The organism is Pseudonocardia kunmingensis, assembly GCF_006716445.1.
GTDB classification, from domain to species: Bacteria; Actinomycetota; Actinomycetes; order Mycobacteriales; family Pseudonocardiaceae; genus Pseudonocardia; species Pseudonocardia kunmingensis.
The window spans coordinates 516,382-534,290 of record NZ_VFPA01000003.1 but is presented as its reverse complement, the minus strand read 5'-3'; the positions used below and the strand labels follow the sequence as shown (position 1 = coordinate 534,290).

At 73.1% G+C, this 17,909-nt stretch carries 19 protein-coding genes; 15 read left to right on the top strand and 4 right to left on the bottom strand.

What is annotated here, in order from left to right; genetic code table 11:
• Positions 1-15 precede the first annotated feature (15 nt).
• Entirely contained in the window at positions 16-1,620 is a 1,605-nt protein-coding gene (locus FB558_RS25390; RefSeq protein WP_142057534.1) for an SLC13 family permease, read from the top strand.
• On the opposite strand, the gene FB558_RS25385 is transcribed toward FB558_RS25390, so the two are convergent.
• Entirely contained in the window at positions 1,571-2,179 is a 609-nt protein-coding gene (locus tag FB558_RS25385; RefSeq protein WP_142057532.1) for a TetR/AcrR family transcriptional regulator, read from the bottom strand. The genes FB558_RS25390 and FB558_RS25385 overlap by 50 nt on opposite strands.
• A 94-nt stretch (positions 2,180-2,273) precedes the next feature.
• Here FB558_RS25385 and FB558_RS25380 point away from each other — a divergent pair, with 94 nt between their 5' ends.
• Together FB558_RS25380 and FB558_RS25375 are read left to right on the top strand one after the other, a co-directional pair.
• Complete coding sequence (locus tag FB558_RS25380) at positions 2,274-3,185, top strand: TIGR03620 family F420-dependent LLM class oxidoreductase (RefSeq protein ID WP_142057530.1); 912 nt, start codon at positions 2,274-2,276, stop codon at positions 3,183-3,185.
• 109 nt (positions 3,186-3,294) lie between these two features.
• Positions 3,295-4,350, top strand: coding sequence for a tartrate dehydrogenase (locus tag FB558_RS25375; protein WP_170231587.1), 1,056 nt, complete (start codon positions 3,295-3,297; stop codon positions 4,348-4,350).
• A gap of 67 nt (positions 4,351-4,417) precedes the next feature.
• Here the strand turns inward: FB558_RS25375 and FB558_RS25370 are convergent, their stop codons facing one another.
• The gene (locus FB558_RS25370; RefSeq protein WP_211366833.1) at positions 4,418-5,791 is read right to left on the bottom strand and encodes an FAD-binding oxidoreductase; all 1,374 of its coding nucleotides are present in this window, start codon (positions 5,789-5,791) and stop codon (positions 4,418-4,420) included.
• A gap of 196 nt (positions 5,792-5,987) precedes the next feature.
• The gene (locus tag FB558_RS25365) at positions 5,988-6,611 is read right to left on the bottom strand and encodes a GntR family transcriptional regulator (RefSeq protein ID WP_211366832.1); all 624 of its coding nucleotides are present in this window, start codon (positions 6,609-6,611) and stop codon (positions 5,988-5,990) included.
• A gap of 104 nt (positions 6,612-6,715) precedes the next feature.
• On the opposite strand from FB558_RS25365, the gene FB558_RS25360 reads away from it, so the two are divergent.
• Both FB558_RS25360 and FB558_RS25355 read left to right on the top strand, forming a co-directional pair.
• Positions 6,716-7,621 (top strand): fumarylacetoacetate hydrolase family protein, encoded by a 906-nt coding sequence (locus FB558_RS25360; protein WP_142057524.1) that lies wholly within the window; start codon positions 6,716-6,718, stop codon positions 7,619-7,621.
• On the top strand, positions 7,618-9,081 hold the full coding sequence (locus FB558_RS25355; RefSeq protein ID WP_142057522.1) for an aldehyde dehydrogenase (NADP(+)): 1,464 nt from the start codon (positions 7,618-7,620) through the stop codon (positions 9,079-9,081). Before FB558_RS25360 ends, FB558_RS25355 begins: the two co-directional genes overlap by 4 nt.
• Before the next feature lie 27 nt (positions 9,082-9,108).
• Here the strand turns inward: FB558_RS25355 and FB558_RS44740 are convergent, their stop codons facing one another.
• A complete protein-coding gene (locus FB558_RS44740) occupies positions 9,109-9,291 on the bottom strand; it encodes a creatininase family protein (protein WP_246106738.1) in 183 nt (60 codons plus the stop codon).
• Positions 9,292-9,424: 133 nt separating this feature from the next.
• Here FB558_RS44740 and FB558_RS25345 point away from each other — a divergent pair, with 133 nt between their 5' ends.
• From FB558_RS25345 to FB558_RS25300, 10 genes are all read left to right on the top strand, one after another.
• Positions 9,425-11,098 carry an FAD-dependent oxidoreductase gene (locus tag FB558_RS25345; protein WP_142057520.1) on the top strand — a complete coding sequence of 558 codons (1,674 nt, stop codon included), beginning with the start codon at positions 9,425-9,427 and terminating at the stop codon, positions 11,096-11,098.
• Positions 11,095-12,531 carry an ATP-binding protein gene (locus FB558_RS25340; RefSeq protein ID WP_142057518.1) on the top strand — a complete coding sequence of 479 codons (1,437 nt, stop codon included), beginning with the start codon at positions 11,095-11,097 and terminating at the stop codon, positions 12,529-12,531. The genes FB558_RS25345 and FB558_RS25340 overlap by 4 nt, the downstream gene beginning before the upstream one ends.
• The gene (locus FB558_RS25335; RefSeq protein WP_142057516.1) at positions 12,528-12,944 is read left to right on the top strand and encodes an OsmC family protein; all 417 of its coding nucleotides are present in this window, start codon (positions 12,528-12,530) and stop codon (positions 12,942-12,944) included. Before FB558_RS25340 ends, FB558_RS25335 begins: the two co-directional genes overlap by 4 nt.
• Positions 12,945-12,975: 31 nt before the next feature.
• On the top strand, positions 12,976-13,881 hold the full coding sequence (locus tag FB558_RS25330; RefSeq protein WP_142057514.1) for a hypothetical protein: 906 nt from the start codon (positions 12,976-12,978) through the stop codon (positions 13,879-13,881).
• A 139-nt stretch (positions 13,882-14,020) separates the two neighbouring features.
• Positions 14,021-14,458, top strand: a complete 438-nt coding sequence (locus FB558_RS25325) for a hypothetical protein (RefSeq protein ID WP_142057512.1) — start codon at positions 14,021-14,023, stop codon at positions 14,456-14,458.
• Between the two features lie 221 nt (positions 14,459-14,679).
• Positions 14,680-15,369 (top strand): hypothetical protein, encoded by a 690-nt coding sequence (locus FB558_RS25320; protein WP_142057510.1) that lies wholly within the window; start codon positions 14,680-14,682, stop codon positions 15,367-15,369.
• On the top strand, positions 15,362-16,498 hold the full coding sequence (locus FB558_RS25315) for an SRPBCC family protein (RefSeq protein WP_142057508.1): 1,137 nt from the start codon (positions 15,362-15,364) through the stop codon (positions 16,496-16,498). The genes FB558_RS25320 and FB558_RS25315 overlap by 8 nt, the downstream gene beginning before the upstream one ends.
• On the top strand, positions 16,495-16,929 hold the full coding sequence (gene gvpJ / locus FB558_RS25310; protein ID WP_142057506.1) for a gas vesicle protein GvpJ: 435 nt from the start codon (positions 16,495-16,497) through the stop codon (positions 16,927-16,929). Before FB558_RS25315 ends, gvpJ begins: the two co-directional genes overlap by 4 nt.
• On the top strand, positions 16,926-17,663 hold the full coding sequence (locus FB558_RS25305) for a GvpL/GvpF family gas vesicle protein (RefSeq protein WP_142057504.1): 738 nt from the start codon (positions 16,926-16,928) through the stop codon (positions 17,661-17,663). The genes gvpJ and FB558_RS25305 overlap by 4 nt, the downstream gene beginning before the upstream one ends.
• A complete protein-coding gene (locus tag FB558_RS25300; protein ID WP_142057502.1) occupies positions 17,663-17,896 on the top strand; it encodes a gas vesicle protein GvpG in 234 nt (77 codons plus the stop codon). The genes FB558_RS25305 and FB558_RS25300 overlap by 1 nt, the downstream gene beginning before the upstream one ends.
• Positions 17,897-17,909: the final 13 nt, after the last annotated feature.

Genomic DNA, 17,909 nt, shown 5'->3' with positions numbered 1-17,909 from the left:
TGTCACCCTCGGTCCATGACCGCGGAGAGCTCCCGCCCCCGGACCGACGTCGACAAGGCCCTGCTCGGCCACGCCACCTACCGCAGCCTCGGTGAGCAGCAGCTCACACCGGCGGAGGAACGGTTCGAGAAGGGACGCCGCACGGTCGGGCTCTTCCTCGCCCCGCTCGTCACGATCGTCTTCCTCCTACTGCCGATGGGCCTCGAACCGCAGCAGCAGAACCTCGCCGCGGTGCTGCTCGGGGTCATCGTCCTGTGGGTCACCGAGGCCGTCCCGATCCCGATCGGCGGCCTCATCGGCGTGGCCGTGATCGTGTTCCTGCAGGTCGAGCCGGCCGACGACGTGCTCGCCAACTTCGGCTCGTCCACCGTCTTCACCTTCATCGGGGCTTTCATCCTCGCCCAGGCGATGCTGAAGCACGGCCTGGCGCGCCGCTTCGCGTTCCGGATACTCGCGCTGCCGAAGGTGGGGAGCTCGACGTTCGGCGTGATCATCGCCTTCGGGGCGATCACGGCCCTGCTCTCGGCGTTCGTGTCGAACACCGCGACCGTCGCGATGCTGCTGCCCACCGCGCTGGGCATCCTCGGCGTGGTCGCGAAGCTGCTGCAGGAGCGCGGGCTCGTGGCCAGCGACTTCGACCCGCTGCGGCTTCGGGTCGGCGCGGCGATCATGTTGATGCTGGCCTACGGCGCGAGCGTCGGCGGCCTGCTCACGCCGGTGGGCAGCCCGCCCAACCTCATCGGGCGCGGGTTGATCGAACAGGCCACCGGCGAACGCATCAGCTTCGCGGCGTGGATGGGCATGGCCGTGCCGATCTGCCTGCTGATGTTCGTGGCGCTCGCGGTGGTGCTGCTGCTGCTCAACAAGCCCGAGATCCGACGCATCGACGGCGTCGAGGAGTACGTGGCCCGGCAGCGCGCCGAGATGGGGCCGCTGTCGCGGGCGGAGAAGAACACGCTGATCGCCTTCGGCATCACCGTGGCGCTGTGGATCTTCCCCGGCATCGTGGCGCTGGCCGCGGGCACCGACTCCGACTTCTACACCGCCGTCACCGACCGGCTCGACGAGGGCATGGTCGCCGTGCTCGGCGCCTCGCTGCTCTACCTGCTGCCCACGGACTGGAGCAACCGCGAGTTCACGCTGCGCTGGCGCGACGCCGCCGAGATCGACTGGGGCACGATCGTGCTGTTCGGCACCGGCATCATCTTCGGCGCGCTCCTCTCCTCCACCGGTCTCGCCGAGACGATCGGCAACGGGGTCTCCAGCGGGCTCGGCCTCACCAGCATCGTGGCCGTCACGATCTTCGCGGTCCTGCTCGCGATCGTCGTGTCGGAGACCACGAGCAACACGGCCTCGGCCGCGGTCGTCGTGCCGATCGTGATCCCGGTGGCCGTCGCGGCGGGCGTCAACCCGTTCGTCCCGGCGATCGCGGCCACCTTCGCGGCGTCGTTCGGCTTCATGCTGCCGGTGTCGACCCCGCAGAACGCGGTGGTCTACGGCTCGGGCGCGGTGCCGATCACCACGATGATCCGGTCGGGCTTCTCGTTCGACGTGCTCGGGGCGATCCTGATCATCGTGATCCTGCCGCTGATGGTGGCGCTGCTGGGGTTCGGCGGCTGAGGGAGGAAGGCCGCAGCGCGTCGAGGACGATGCCGAGCAGGCGGCCGGGACGGTCGTCGACTGCGCCCTGACCGGCGGTGACGAGGGCGACCCCGGTGACCAGCAGGAGCACGTCGTCCGGTGTGACGTCCGCGCGCGCGGCGCCGGCGTGCTGCGCGGCCGCCAGCAGGTCCGCGGCGGCGTCGCGGATCAACCGGTGGCAGTCGACGGCGGGCCCGTCCTGCTCCGCGACCAGCATGCGGCCGGAGAGGCCGTGGTCGGTGCCCGCGTGGACCAGGAACGCCCGCAGCCACTCCGAGAGGGCCGGGCCGGGGGCGGCGCTCGTGCGCAGCTCGGCGGCGTGGTCGCTCAGCCGCTGGACGCGGTCGGTGAGCACGGCGGCCTGCAGCGCCTCCCGCGTCGGGAAGTGGCGGTAGAGCGTTCCCGCGCCGACGCCCGCCCGGCGGGCGATGTCGTTCAGCGAGGCGTCCGGGCCGTGCGCGGCGAACGCGTCCCGGGCCGCATCGACGAGGCGCTCCTGGTTGCGGCGTGCGTCGGCGCGCTGCGCCCGCCCCGTCATCGCACTTCTCCCACGGACCCATCCTAGGCAATCGGAGAGGTTCTCCGTATAGTCCGACACGGAAGCGGAGAGGTTCTCCGCATAGGGGTGTGTGATGACCGGCGAGGAACGGCAGGGCCTCGGTGAGGTCGGCGTGTGGACCTTCGCGTTCGACGGGAGCCCGGCGGGCGAGGTTCGCGATGCGGCAGCCGAGATCGACGAGCTCGGGTACGGGGCTGTCTGGTTCGGCGAGGCGTTCGGCCGCGACACGGTCGGGCAGGCGTGGCTGCTGCTCGGCGCGACGCGCCGGATCGTCGTCGCGAGTGGGATCGCCAACATCGGCTTCCGGGACCCGATCGGCATGGCGACCGCCGAGCGTGCACTGGGCGAGGCGTTCCCCGGCCGCTACCTGCTCGGGTTGGGTGGTCACCGGGTCGACGGCGAAACGGGTGCCCTCGACGGGTACGCGATGCCGGCCGTCGGCCGTCCGGTGCCGGCGATGCGCGGCTACCTGGACGCGATGGACGCCGTCCCGGTGCACGGGGTGCGCCCGGATCCGGCGCCGCGGCGGGTGCTCGCCGCGCTCGGGCCGCGGATGCTGGAACTGGCGGCACGCCGGACGTGGGGCGCGCACCCGTACTTCGTGCCCGTGGAACACACCGCGTGGGCCCGCGCCATCATGGGCGCCGAGGCCTTCCTGGGCGTCGAGCAGGCCGTGGTGCTCGACACCGACCGGGCGCGGGCCCGGGACATCGCCCGCGCGCACGTCGCGATGTACGTCGGCGCGGCGGCGCACCAGCGCGCGTCGGTGCGCCGGTTCGGGTTCGGCGCGGGCGACCTCGACCCGGTGCCGAGCGACCGACTGGTGGACGCGATCGTCGCGCACGGCGACGTCGAGAACGTGCGCAAGCGGGTCCGGCAGCACCTCGACGCGGGCGCCGACCACGTGTCCGTGCAGGTGCTGACCGCCGACCCGGCCGCCCTGCCGCGGCGCGAGTGGCGGGAGCTGGCGGCAGCGCTGCTGTGAACGGTGACGCGCGGTTGCCTACCAGTGCCCCCTGAAGTCCGCCGGACAGTTCGGCGGCCCGGTTCCGCTGCAGCCACCGGCTCACCCGACGGACTCCCGGCGGGGGACACTGGCGCCCGTGCAGAGAATCGCCGTGATCCCCGGGGACGGGATCGGGTCCGAAGTGATCGACTCCGCGCGCGCCGTGCTCGACGCGGTGTGCGCCCGGCACTCGGTGTCGCTGGAGTACACCGAGTTCGACTGGTCGTGCGAGCGGTACGCGAACGAGGGCGCGATGATGCCCGCCGACGGCATCGAGACGCTGCGCGGGTTCGACGCGATCCTGCTCGGCGCCGTCGGCTGGCCGGGCGTGCCCGACCACGTCTCGCTGTGGGGCCTGCTCATCCCGATCCGGCGCACGTTCCGCCAGTACGTCAACCTGCGCCCGATCCGGGTGTTCGAGGGCGTGCGGAGCCCGCTGCGGGGCGCCGACGACGTCGACTTCGTGGTCGTCCGCGAGAACAACGAGGGCGAGTACAGCGAGGTCGGCGGGCGGGTGAACCGCGGCCTGCCGGACGAGCTCGCGGTCCAGGAGTCGATCTTCACGCGGGTCGGGGTGAGCCGCATCGCCGACTTCGCGTTCGAGCTGGCCGCCTCGCGGCGCGGCTACGTCACCTCGGCCACCAAGTCCAACGGCATCGTGCACACCCTGCCGTTCTGGGACGAGGTCGTGGCCGAGCGCGCCGCGCGGCACCCGGACGTCCGGTGGGACAGCGAGCACATCGACGCCCTCGCGGCGAAGTTCGTGCTGTCGCCCGAGCGGTTCGACGTGGTGGTGGGCTCGAACCTGTTCGGCGACATCCTCTCCGACCTCGCCGCCGCGGTCGCCGGCTCCATCGGCATCGCCCCCTCGGCGAACCTGGACCCCACCAAGGAGTTCCCGTCGATGTTCGAGCCGGTGCACGGCTCGGCCCCGGACATCGCGGGCCAGGGCATCGCCAACCCGGTCGGCGCGGTCTGGTCGGCGGCCCTGATGCTGGAGCACCTGGGCCACGCGGCGGCCGCCGCGGACGTCGTCGCCGCGATGGAGACGACGCTGCGCGACGAGGCCACCCGGACGAAGGACCTGGGCGGCACGGCGAGCACGCAGGAGGTCACGCAGGCCCTGGTGAGAGCCCTGGGCTGACGGTCCCGAGAGTTCAGGAAAGCCACATTCATGTCCTGCACGTTCATGAATGTGGCTTTCCTGAACCTCAGCCGGAGGCGAGGACCTTGCCCGGGTTGAGGATGCCCTGCGGGTCGAACGCATCCTTGATCCTCCGGTGCAGGTCCACGCTCAGCTCGCCCAGCTCCGTCTCGAGCCAGTCGCGCTTCAGCACGCCCACGCCGTGCTCGCCGGTGATCGTGCCGCCCAGCGCCAGGCCGAGCCGCATGATCGCGTCGAAGGCCCGCTGGGCGCGGTCGACGGCGGCCGGGTCGCCGCGGTCGAAGATCACGGTGGGGTGCATGTTGCCGTCGCCGACGTGGCCGGGGCAGGAGACGAGCACGTCGTGCTCCCGTGCGATCGCGGTGATGCCGTCCAGCAGCTCGACCAGGCGGGAGCGCGGCACGGCCACGTCGTCGATGAGCGTGGAGCCGAGCTTCTCCACCGCGAAGTGGACGATCCGCCGCGCCTGCATGAGCATCTCGGACTCGGTGGCGTCGGAGGCGACGGCGACGTCGAGCGCACCGAGCTCCGTGCAGATCGCGCCCATCGCTGCGACGTCCTCGGCCGCGCGCGGGCCGCGGTCGGACTGGGTGAGCAGCAGCGCGCCGACGCCGGTCGGCAGCCCCATGTCGCGGTAGTCCTGGATCGCCTGCACGGTGACGGCGTCGAGGAACTCGCACAGCGAGGGCTGCAGTCCGGCGGCCATGATCCGCGTGACGGCCGAGAGCGCGTCGGCGGCCGAGCCGAACGCCGCGGCCATCGTCAGGGCGGCCTCCGGTGCGGGCTTCAGCCCGAGCGTGGCCTGCGTGATCACCCCGAGGGTGCCCTCGGAGCCGACGAGCAGCTTCGTGAGGTCGTAGCCGGCCACGCCCTTCGCGGTGCGCCGCCCCGTCCGCAGCAGCTCGCCGCCCGCGGTGACGACCTCGAGCCCGCGGACGAAGTCGGTGGTCACGCCGTACTTCACGCAGCACAGCCCGCCGGCGTTGGTGGCGAGGTTGCCGCCGATCGTCGACATCTCCCACGACGACGGGTCCGGCGGGTAGTACAGGCCCTGCTCGAGCACCGCGCGCGAGAGCACGGCGTTGAGCACGCCCGGCTCCACCACGGCCACCTGGTCGACCGGGTCGATCTCCAGGATGCGGTCCATCCCGGTCAGGGAGAGCACGATGCCGCCGTCGACGGCGTTGGCCGCGCCGGACAGCCCGGACCGCGCCCCCTGCGGCACCACCGGCACCCGGTGCGCCGAGGCCACCCGCAGCACGTGCTGCACCTGCGCGGTCTCCGTCGGGCGCACGACGGCGAGCGGAGCGCCCGCGGCGCAGAAGCTCGCCTCGTCGTGCCGGTAGGCGTCGGTGCTGGCCGGGTCGCTGAGCAGCGCGTCGGCCGCCAGCCCGGCGGCGAGTTCGTCGAGAACGGTCACGAGATCTCCTTCTCGGCGGCCATTGCGTGGTCGCACATCAATGGTGGTGCCGGCGCACCGACTGCAGTCGGTGTGCGAGGACGGAAGTCGGTGTGTGAGCGGAGTGGGGCGTGGGCCTCGGGCCGTCGCACACCGATTGTGGTGCTGCCGCACCGACTGCAGTCGGTGTGCGAGCGCGGGATTCGGTGTGTGGGCGTCATGTCGGCTGCAGGCGGGCGTGGCTCGACTCCAGGTGCGCGCGCATCGCCGCCGTGGCGCGCGTCGGGTCGCCTGCCTGCACGGCGTCGGTGATCCGGCGGTGCTCGGCGAGCGCCTGCGGGCCGATGCCCCGGTCGTAGTACTGCCGGTAGATGTGCAGGTGCCAGTTCGTGCGCTCGAACGCCTCGCGCACCTGGTCGCTGCCGGCGAGCTCGGCGACGAGCAGGTGGAAGCGCGCGTCGTGGGCGCTGAACGCGCGGTAGGCGGCGTAGGTGTCGGCCTCCGGCGCGTCGGCCGCGGCGATCTCGGCGGCCAGCCGGGCCCGGCCGGCGTCGTCCGCCCGTTCGGCGGCGCGGCCGGCCGCCCACGGCTCGATGAGCAGGCGGAACCGGTAGAGGTCGGCGAGCTGGTCGGGGGTCAGCAGCGGCGTGGTGCGGTAGCCGCGCATCGGTTCGGAGACGACGAGCTGCGCCGACTCCAGCCGGGCGAGCGCCTCGCGCACCGGCGTGGGGGAGACGCCCAGCTCGCGGGCGAGGCCGTCGATGGAGACCCGGGCGCCCGGGGCGATCCCGTGATCCATGATCATCGCCTTGATCGCCTCGTGCACGTCGTCGACGAGCACGGGCCGACTCCCCGGCCGTGGTGCGCGAGCCCCTGGCGTCACCGGAGAGATCCTATAGGATCCACGCGCAGCGTGTGCCGCGAACGGACAGGAGCCGGTGGAGCATGGAGATCGTCCGCTACGTCGAGCAGGGTGGGACGCAGCCCAAGGTGGGGGTGCGCCGCGAGGGGAAGATCGCCCCGGTGCGCTACGGCTCGGTCGCCGAGCTGCTGCAGGAGCCGCTGGACGCCCTGCGCGCCGGCCTCGAGCCCGCCGGACCGGAGGTGGACGCCGCCACGGTCACCTACCTGCCGCCGGTCGACGGCCGCACCGAGGTGTGGGCCTCCGGCGTCACCTACGAGCGCTCGCGCGCGGGCCGGGTGGAGGAGAGCGTCCAGGCGTCGGTGTACGAGCTGGTCTACGACGCGCCGCGCCCCGAGCTGTTCCTCAAGTCCGTGGCCTGGCGCGTGGTCACCGACGGCGAGCCGGTCGCGGTGCGCGCCGACTCCGAGGTCGACGTCCCGGAGCCCGAGCTCGCGGTCGTCGCCAACAGCGCCGGCGAGATCGTCGGCTACACGGTCTGCAACGACGTGAGCTCGCGCTCCATCGAGGGCGAGAACCCGCTCTACATCCCGCAGGCGAAGATCTTCAGCGGTTGCTGCGCGCTGGCCACGGGTATCCGCCCGGCGTGGGAGGTCGACACGGCCGACCTGGCGATCACCATGAAGGTGGTGCGCGACGGCGCCACCGCCTTCGAGGGGGAGACCAGCACGGCCCGGCTGCACCGCACGCTGGAGGAGCTGGTGCAGGTGCTCTACGCGCCCACCGACTTCCCCGACGGGGCGATCCTGTCCACCGGCACGGGTATCGTCCCGGAGCTGAGCTTCTCGCTCGCCGAGGGCGATGTCGTGGAGATCGACATCGCGCAGGTGGGCACCCTGACCAACCCCGTCGTACGGGGCCGCGAACCGTTGGCCTGGCTGGTGGATGCGTACGAGCGCCCGGCCGCCAGGCGGAAGGGACAGCAGTGACCGTTCCCGACACCACGCCCGAGGAGCTCGAGCGCGTCCTCGCGGCCGCCGCGCAGGCGGCCGGACCGCTCGCGGCGCTCCGCCCGGCCGAGCGCGCCGCGCTGCTGCGCGCCGCCGCCGACGCCCTCGACGCGGCGGCAGGCGAGCTCGTGCCGATCGCGATCGAGGAGTCCTCGCTGCCCGAGGGGCGCCTGACCGGTGAGGTCGCCCGCTCCAGCGGCCAGCTGCGGCTGTTCGCCGACGCGCTGGAGGAGGGCTCCTACCTCGAGGTCACCCTCGACTCGGCCGATGCGAACGCGAAGCCGGTGCCGCGCCCGGACCTGCGCCGGATGCTCCTGCCGCTCGGCCCGGTCGCGGTGTTCGCGGCCAGCAACTTCCCGTTCGCGTTCAGCGTGCCCGGCGGCGACACGGCGTCCGCGCTCGCGGCCGGCTGCCCCGTCGTGCTCAAGGCCCACCCCGGCCACCCGCGGCTGTCGGTGCGCACGGGCGAGGTGCTCGTCGAGGCGCTGCGCGCCGCCGGCGCCCCCGACGGCACGTTCGCCGTGGTCCACGGCATGGACGCGGGCGCCACGGTCCTCACCGACCCGCGGATCAAGGCCGGCGCCTTCACCGGCTCGGTGAAGGGCGGGCTCGCCCTGCTCGACATCGCCACCAAGCGCGCGGAGCCGATCCCGTTCTACGGCGAGCTGGGCAGCCTGAACCCGGTGTTCGTCACCCCGGCCGCGGTCTCGGCGCGCGGGGCCGACATCGCCGACGGCTACGTCGGTTCGTTCACCCTCGGTACCGGCCAGTTCTGCACCAAGCCGGGCCTGCTGTTCCTGCCCGAGGGCCACGGCCTGGAGGAGCGGCTCACCGAGGCCGTGCGGAACGCGGCGCCGGCCGGGATGCTCAACGACCGCATCCGCGAGGGGCACGCCCACGAGCGGGACCGGCTGGAGGGTCTGGGCCCGGTGCGCACGCTCGTGCACGGCGCCGACACCGACGCGGGCGTCGCGCCCACGCTGCTCGCCACCACGGCGAAGGAGCTGCTCGCCGACCCGGACGCGATGCTGCAGGAGTGCTTCGGGCCCACCTCGATCGTCGTGGAGTACAGCGACCCGGACGAGATGCTGGCCGCCGCCGAGGCGTTCGGCGGCAACCTCACCGCCACCGTGCAGGCCGAGGACTCCGACGCCGCCACCCTCGCGCCCCTGCTCGACGCGCTGCGCGACCGTGCGGGACGGCTGGTCTACAACGGCTGGCCCACCGGCGTCGCGGTCTCCTGGGCGATGCACCACGGTGGCCCGTTCCCGTCCACCACGGCGTCGATCCACACGAGCGTCGGCGTCACGGCCCTGCGCCGCTTCCTGCGCCCGGTCTGCTACCAGAACACCCCGCAGTCCCTGCTGCCCGAGGCGCTGCAGGACGGCAACCCCCTGGGCCTCCCGAGGAGGCTCGACGGGGTGCTCACAGGAGCCTGACCCGCATGACGAACGGCACTTTCGTCGCTACCTAGCCGACGAAAGTGCCGTTCGTCGCGGATCAGGGCTCAGCGCACCGGTGCTCCGGGTCCCGGTGGGAAGCCGCGCGGCCACGCGCTCGGCGACGTGCTCGGCGCGGACGAGGTCGGTGGCCAGCGGCAGCCCGGGGCCGTGCTGCTCGAAGGCGCGGAGCGACCTGACGAACGGCACTCTGGTCGGCTAGGGACCGACGAGAGTGCCGTTCGTCGCGAGGGGCTGCTCACTCCCTCGCGCGCGGCGCTAGGTTCGAGCACGGAGCCCGCCCCTACCTGGGCGGGACCGCGCGTCCCGCAGGAGCTTGCAAATGACCACGATCGAGCCCCGCTCGACCAAGCCCGTCCTGATGACCGTGGACGACGACCCCGGCGTCAGCCGTTCCGTCGCGCGCGACCTGCGCCGCCGCTACGGGCAGGAGCACCGCATCGTCCGCGCCGAGTCCGGCCGCGAGGCGCTGGAGGCGCTGCGCGAGCTCACCCTGCGCGGTGAGCCGGTGGCCGCGATCCTCGCCGACTACCGGATGCCGGAGATGAACGGCATCGAGTTCCTCGAGCAGGCCATGGACATCGCGCCGCACGCGCGCCGGGCCCTGCTCACCGCCTACGCCGACACCGACGCCGCCATCCAGGCGATCAACCTGGTCGACGTCGACCACTACCTGCTCAAGCCGTGGGACCCGCCGGAGGAGAAGCTCTACCCGGTCGTCGACGCGCTCGTGGAGACCTGGCGCGCGGTGGGCGTGCGGCCGATCGACGAGATCCGCGTCGTCGGGCACCGCTGGTCGGCGGAGTGCTTCTCCGCACGCGACTTCCTCGCCCGCAACGCGGTGCCCTACCGCTACTACTCGGTGGACGAGCCCGAGGGGGCGCGGCTGCTGGAGGCCGCGGGCGCGTCGCCGGAGGACGTGCCGGTGCTGATCACCACCGACGGCACCGCGTTGCGCGCGCCCAGCGATGCCGAGATCGCGGCCGCCGTCGGCCTCACCACCGACCCGGCCACCGACTTCTACGACCTCGTCGTGATCGGTGGCGGCCCGGCCGGCCTGGGCTCGGCCGTCTACGGCGCGTCCGAGGGCCTGCGCACGGTGCTGGTGGAGCGCCAGGCCACCGGCGGGCAGGCCGGGCAAAGCTCGCGCATCGAGAACTACCTCGGCTTCCCCGACGGCGTATCGGGTGCGCAGCTCACCGACCGGGCCCGGCGCCAGGCCGCCAAGTTCGGGGCGGAGGTGCTCACCGCCCGCGACGTCGTCGGGCTGGAGGCGCGCGGCTCGGCGCGGGTGGTGAAGTTCGGCGACGGCAGCGAGATCGCGGCACACTCCGTCGTGCTCGCCACCGGCGTCTCCTACCGCAGCCTGGACGCGCCGGGCGTCGCCGACCTGACCGGGCGCGGCGTGTTCTACGGCTCCGCGGCCACCGAGGCGCCGGCCTGCCGCGGCGAGGACGTCTACATCGTCGGGGGCGCCAACTCGGCAGGCCAGGCGGCGGTGTTCTTCGCCAAGCACGCCGCCACCGTCACGCTGGTGGTGCGCGGGCCCAGCCTGGACGCGTCGATGTCCAGCTACCTGATCAAGCAGGTCGAGGCCATCGACAACATCACCGTCCGCACCGGGTGCCAGGTCGTGGAGGCGTCGGGCGACGGGCACCTGCAGTCGCTCAGCCTCTGCGAGGGCGACGTCACCGAGTCGGTGAAGGCGGGCTCGATGTTCGTGTTCATCGGCGCCGCCCCGCGCACCGAGTGGCTCGACGGCTTCGTCCAGCGCGACGCGCGCGGCTTCATCCCCACCGGTCCCGACCTCGTCGTCGACGGGCAGCGACCACCGGGCTGGACGCTCGACCGCGACCCCTACCACCTGGAGGCCAGCGTGCCCGGCGTCTTCGTGGCGGGCGACGTGCGGGCCGACTCGGTGAAGCGGGTCGCCTCCGCCGTCGGGGAGGGCGCCATGGCCGTCACCCTCGTGCACCGCTACCTGGCGGAGCAGTGAGCGCGCCGGCCCGGCTGGCGCCCGAGGAGCTGCGCACGCTGTTCCTGTTCGCCGACCTCACCGACGAGCAGGTCACCTGGATCGTCGAGAACTCCGACGTCGTCGCGATGCCGGCGGGCGAGGACATCGTCACCGAGGGCGAGGCGTCGCGCTGCTTCTACGTGCTGCTGTCGGGCACGATCTCGATGAGCCGGCTGGTGGGCGGCGACCCGGTGGAGACCACCCGCACGGACCAGCGGGGCGTGTACTTCGGCGCCACCCAGTTCTACCTCGACGACGAGTCGGCACGGATCTACGGGGCGTCCGTCCGGGCGATCACCGACGTCACCGTGCTCGCCCTCCCGGCCGCCGAGTTCGCGCGCGCGTTCGCCCAGTGGTTCCCGATGGCGGTGCACCTGCTCGAGGGCATGATGCTGGGGATGCGCCGCAGCAACTCGCAGGTGGCGGAGCGGGAGCGGCTGCTCGCGCTGGGCAAGCTGTCCGCGGGCCTGACGCACGAGCTGAACAACCCCGCCGCCGCGGCCGGGCGGGCCGCGGACACCCTGCGCGACAAGGTCGCCGGCATGCGGGCGAAGCTCGCCATGATCGCCGACGGGAAGATCGCAGGCGCGCAGCTGAAGAAGCTGGTGATGGCGCAGGACGAGTTCGTCAAGAAGGTCCGGCACGCGCCCGCGCTGTCGCCGCTGGAGGCCACCGACCGCGAGGACGAGCTGTCCGACTGGCTCGACGACCGCGGCATCGAGGGCAGCTGGGACCTGGCGCCGGTGTTCGTCGCGGGCGGCCTGGGCGTCGAGGACCTGGAGGCGGTGCACGCCGCGGCCAACGAGACCACGCTCGAGGGTGCCGTCCGCTGGCTCGCCTACACCGTCGAGACCGAGAGCCTGCTGCGCGAGATCCTCGATGCCACCAGCCGGATCTCCGACCTGGTGCTCGCGGCCAAGCAGTACTCCCAGATGGACCGCGCCCCGCACCGCTTCATCGACGTGCACGAGGGCCTCGACGCCACCCTCGTCATGTTCGGGCGCAAGCTGGGGGAGGAGGCGGGCATCGGCATCGTCAAGGAGTACGACCGGACGCTGCCGCTGATCCCCGCCTACCCCGCCGAGCTCAACCAGGTGTGGACCAACCTCATCGACAACGCGATCGACGCGATGGACGGCTCCGGCACGTTGACCGTGCGCACCGGCCGCGTCGACGACTGCGTGGTCGTCGAGATCGGCGACACCGGCTCCGGCATCGCGCCCGAGGTCCGGCAGCGGATCTTCGAACCGTTCTTCACCACCAAGCCGGTCGGGCGCGGCACCGGGCTCGGGCTCGACGTCAGCTACCGCGTCGTCGTCACCCGCCACCGGGGCGACCTCTCGGTCACCTCCGAACCGGGCGACACCCGCTTCCGGGTGCGCCTGCCGATCACCGAGGAGCCCGGCGCATGACGATGCAGGTGCCGATGGCGTCGGCCGACGCGCGGCTCGCCGCCGGTGCGGGGCGCGCCGTCGACGTCCGGCTGGGTCCGCACGCCGTCACCGTCGACCACGCGGAGAGCGGCGACGGCGCCGGGCCCAGCCCTCTCGAGCTCATGACGGGCGCGCTCGCGGCGTGCAGCGCGATGTCGGCGCGCAGCCACCTGGAGCGTGACGGCGAACCGGGCGACATCGAGGTCACGGTCACCCTCGACGCGGGCCCGCCCACGCTGCTGTACCGGCGGGTGCTGCTCGGGTTCCGGCTCGACGCCGCCGAGGCGCACCGGCTCGCCGACGCGCTGGAGCGCACCGAGGTGACGATGATGCTGCGGCCCGCATTTTCAATCCGCACGCAGATCGAGCACGCCGGCGAACCATTGTTGTGAATTAGCCGCGAAAACTGCCATGCTCGGGGCCATGCGATTTCCCTACATCGGATCCGGGCCGTACTGCTACGCCAATTCCCTCGCCATGGTCCTCGGGCGCGGGGCGCCCGAGCCGTCCGCGATCGAGGTGCTGACCGGCTCGCCGTTCGGGTTCCAGTGCCAGGACGGGCTGGCGTGGTTCGACCCGCTGGGCTGGGACCCCGGCATCGGCCTGGACAACGCCCTCGACCTTCTCGGGTGGACGTGCGAGCGCGCGGCGGGCGGGTCGGCGGCCGACGCCGTGCAGCGGCTGCGGGACGCGGGCGGGCCGGTGCTCGTCGGCCCCGTCGAGATGGGCCTGCTCATGCACCAGCCGGGGTCGGGCACCGCGATCGGAGCCGACCATTTCGTCGTCGTCACCGCGGTGGTCGACGGCGTCGTGCATTTCCACGACCCGCACGGACACCCCTTCGCCACGCTGCCCGTCGACGAATTCACGACGGCCTGGGAGTCGGTGTCCTTCAGCTATCCGGCGCAGCCGTTCACCATGCGCACGGCGTTCCGCCGGGTCCGCTCGGTGGACGTGCACGACGCGCTGCGGGCCTGCCTGCCCGCCGCCCGGCGCCTGCTCACCCCCGACGGCGAACGCCCGGCGACGGCGGTCGAGCGGTTCGCCGCGCACGTCGCGGACGGGCTGACGGACGCGCAGACGGGGCACCTGGTGCACTTCGCCGTCGAGGTCGGGGCGCGGCGGCTCGCCGACGCGGCCGCGTGGCTCGGGCGGCTCGGGCTCGGCGCCGCCTCCGCCGTGGCCGAACGCCAGGCCCGGCTCGTCGGTGGCCTGCAGCGCCCGCTGGTGGGCGGCGAGGGCGACTCGGCCGTGGCGATCCTGCGTGATCTCGCCCCGACCTACGCCGAACTGGAGGCGTCGCTCGCCGGTTCGGGCGTGCCGCGCTGACATCTGGCCCAATTGGTTGCGCGAACCGGGGGAAAGCACCTTCGGCGTATTGCGGGAAAGTGTGCCCGCGGCGCCGGGAGGGGTACGCCGGGTCCGCGGCTGCCGTCCGGGCGGCCCGATTCGACGGAGGGAAGCGGACATGGCGTCGAGGGGCGAGGCGACGGCGCCCGCAGTGCTGCGGATCCCCGGCGGGAACGGGTCGGGACCGGACGGGCCGTCGCCGGTGGAGGAACTGCGCGCGAGCCTGCGCAGGTTGCTCGCGACGGTGCTGGAGCGCGCGTTCGGCGTCGCGCTCGACGGGGTGGAGCAGCTCGCCACGTGGTTCGACGACGTCGCCGCGCGCGGGGGGATCCGGATGAACGCCCTGCTCGGCGGCGCGCGGGCCGCACTCGGTGGCCGCAACCCGGTGTGGGGCGCGGTGCTGGGCGCCGTGGGTCGCATGAGCACCGGGGCCAAGGTCGCGCTGGTCCTCGCGCTGGTGCTGGCGCTGGTCCTGCTGCCCGTGACGGTCGTCCTGCTGCTGCTGGTGCTGATCGTCGTCGCGGTCGTCGCGGCCGTCCGCACGGCCGGGCGGTGATCGTGGCGGGGCTGCATCCACCTGTGGACGCTCTCAGCCTATTGGGCCTGCAATTCCCCCGACTGCCCGGTAATCGGGGACGCCTGCGGGAGCCGCTTGCTCCGAATGGCGCAAATATCGCGGTCGGAGCGTGGTGGAGTGTTCGGGAACTGCACGCCGGGTAGTCGCTGGAGCGCTCCCGAGAAGTGGATTGCGCACATCGGCGAGACGGAGGAGTAGCAGTGAAATGTGGAGCGCGGGTAGCCCTCGGCGTCGCCGGCGGCTACTTCCTCGGACGCACGAAGAAGATGAAGCTCGCCCTGATGCTGGCCGGGATGAGTGCGGGCCGCCGGGCCGGAGGGCCGGGTGAGTTGCTGAAGGGCGGCTCGAAGCTGCTGAACGCCTCGCCCGAGCTGGCGCAGCTCACCGACGTGGTGCGCGGCCGGCTGCTGGAGGCGGGCAAGGGAGCCGCTCTGGCGGTGGCCACGCGGCAGGTCGAGTCGCTCACCGACCGGGTCGGCAAGCGGGTGGAGTCCCTGGGTGACCTCGGCGCGCCACGGCGCCGCCCGGAGGCGGACGAGCCCGCGCCTGCCGATGAGCGGGCGGAGGACGACACCGGCGAGGACACGGGTGTCGTGGACGACACGTCGCCCGCGGACGAGCCGGAGCGTGCCGGCGCGGATGCCGAGGACGCCGAGGACGAGGAGCCCCCACCGGCCCGCCGCCGGACGTCTGCACCGGCCACGAAGGCGCCGTCCGGCCGGGGTGGCAAGAGCTCCGCGGCCACGACGACCGTGCGGCGCGCCGGCACGGCCGCCGGTGGCGGCACGCGCGCCACGAGCAAGGCCGCCGCGGGCACGGCGGGCAAGGCCGCGTCGGGCCGCAAGCCCGCCCGTGCCACGCGCACCCGCCGGGGTGAGGGCAATGGCTGACGCCGGCACGTCGGAGAAGCTCAAGGACGCCGTGCCCACCGACGCGCTGCGCGACGCCGGTCAGCGCCTGCTGGGACTGCTCGTCCAGCGCGCCGCCGAGGCCGCCACCGAGCGGGTCACCTCGCTGTCGGACCGGCTCACCGGCGTGGCCGAGAACGGGGGCGAGGGCCTGCGGGAGGCGCTGAACCCCGACGGGAACCGGCGTGACGGGGACGACGACGGTGACTCGTCGCCGGGCCTGCTGAGCCGCGGGTTCGGCGCCGTCAAGGACAAGGTGCAGGAGGCGTTCGGCGGCGGGGGCCGCGGCTCCGGAGGCGGGGGCAAGAAGCTCAAGGTCACCGTCATCAGCGAGGACCTCGACGTCGGCCTGCCGCTGCGCACGACCTACGACCTGTGGACGCAGTTCGCCGACTTCCCGAGCTTCATGAAGAAGGTCGGGAGCGTCGAGCAGGCCAGCGACGAGAAGCTGAACTGGAAGGCGCAGGTCGTCTGGTCGCACCGCACCTGGGAGGCGACGATCGTCGAGCAGGTGCCCGACTCGCACATCGTGTGGCGGTCGAAGGGCGCGAAGGGGCACGTGGACGGGGCGGTCACCTTCACCGGTCTCGGGCCCAACCTCACCCGGGTGCTGCTGGTGCTCGAGTACCACCCGCAGGGCCTGTTCGAGCGCACCGGCAACATCTGGCGCGCGCAGGGCAGGCGCGCGCGGCTGGAGTTCCAGCACTTCCGCCGCCACGCGATGAGCAACGTGCTCATGCACCAGGACGAGGTCGAGGGCTGGCGCGGCGAGATCCACGACAGCGAGGTCGTGAAGACCCACGAGGAGGCCCTCGAGGAGGAGCAGCGCGCGCAGGAGGAGTCCGAGGACGAGGCCGGCGAGGACACCGGGCAGGACACCGGGGACGAGGCCTACGCCGAGGGCGAGTACGAGGACCAGGACGAGGACCAGGGCGAGGACCAGGACGAGTACGAGGACGAGGACGAGTACGCCGCCGACGAGGGCGAGCCCGTCGACGAGGACTACGCCGACGAGGACTACGCCGACGAGGCGGCCGAGGACGCCGATGCCGAGCCCGCGGACCGGGAGCCGGTGACGGCGTCGAGATCACGACGGGGCGGTGACGCATGACAGTGGCGACCCAGCGACAGGGTGGCGGAGGCGGTTACGTCGAGCGGGGCGGGGGCGGGTCCAGCAGTCTCGCCGACGTCGTCGAGCTGATCCTGGACAAGGGCCTGGTCATCGACGTGTTCGTGCGGGTCTCGCTGGTCGGGATCGAGATCCTGACCATCGACGCGCGGATCGTCGTGGCGAGCGTGGACACCTACCTGCGCTTCGCCGAGGCCACCAACCGCCTGGACCTCTACGCCAAGGGCGGCAAGGACCTGCCCGGGCTGGTGCAGGGCATGACCGAGGGCGGTGCGAAAGGCAAGACGTCCGGCGTCCTCGACGCGGCCGTCGACAAGGTCGAGGACGTGCTGACCAGCGGGCGCGAGGACCGGGAGCGCGAGGAGGCGCCGCGACGGCGTCCGCAGCGGCGGGTGCGGGAGCGCGAGGAATGACCGCGGTGTACGTCTACGGATTGGTGGGCGCGGATACGCCGCTGCCCGACGGCCTGACCGGGCTGGGCCCGTCGGGGAAGGTCTCGACGGTGGCCCACGGGGACCTCGCGGCGATCGTCGGCGACGTGCCGGCCGACCGGCCGCTCGGCACGCGGGACGACCTGCTCGCCCACGAGGCGGTGGTGGACACCGTCGCGTCGATCGCCGCCGTGCTCCCGATGCGCTTCCCGGCCGTGGTCGAGGAGGAAGGCGTCGTGGAGGAGCTGCTCGCGCCGCACCACGACCGCTTCGTGGCCGCGCTCGGCGAGCTCGAGGGGCGTGTGCAGTACACGCTCAAGGGCCGGTACGAGCAGGACGTCGTGCTGCGCGAGGTGCTCGAGTCGGACCCGGAGATCCGGCAGTTGCAGGCGGATATCCGGGACCTGCCCGAGGACGCCACCTACCACCAGCGGCTCCGGCTGGGCGAGCTCGTGGTCGGGGCGCTGGAGGAGCGCCGGGACGCCGAGGCGGAGCAGCTGGTGACGGGGCTGGAGCCGTACGCCGTCGGGATCGTCGAGCACCACCCGGGCCAGCCCGACGACATCGTCAACGCGGCCTTCCTGGTGGAGCGCGAGCGCGCGCAGGAGTTCGAGGACGCCGTCGAGGGGCTGGGGGAGCGGCTGCACGGGCGGGCCCGGCTGCGGCTGCTCGGCCCGCTCGCGCCGTACGACTTCGTTCCCGGGGACGAGCAGTAGTGGGACTGCTGACCGGGCTGCTCGGCCTGCCGCTCGCCCCCGTGCGGGGGGTGCTGTGGCTGGCCGAGCAGATCCACGACCACGCCGAGGAGCAGTACTACGACCCGGTGCGCATCCGTTCGCACCTGGAACGGGTCGACGAGGCGCGGCGGGCGGGCGAGGTCTCCGAGGAGGAGGCGGCCGAGCTCGAGAACGCGTTGCTGCAGCGGCTGATGGTGCGGCGGCAGCAGTGACCGGAGGGAGCCG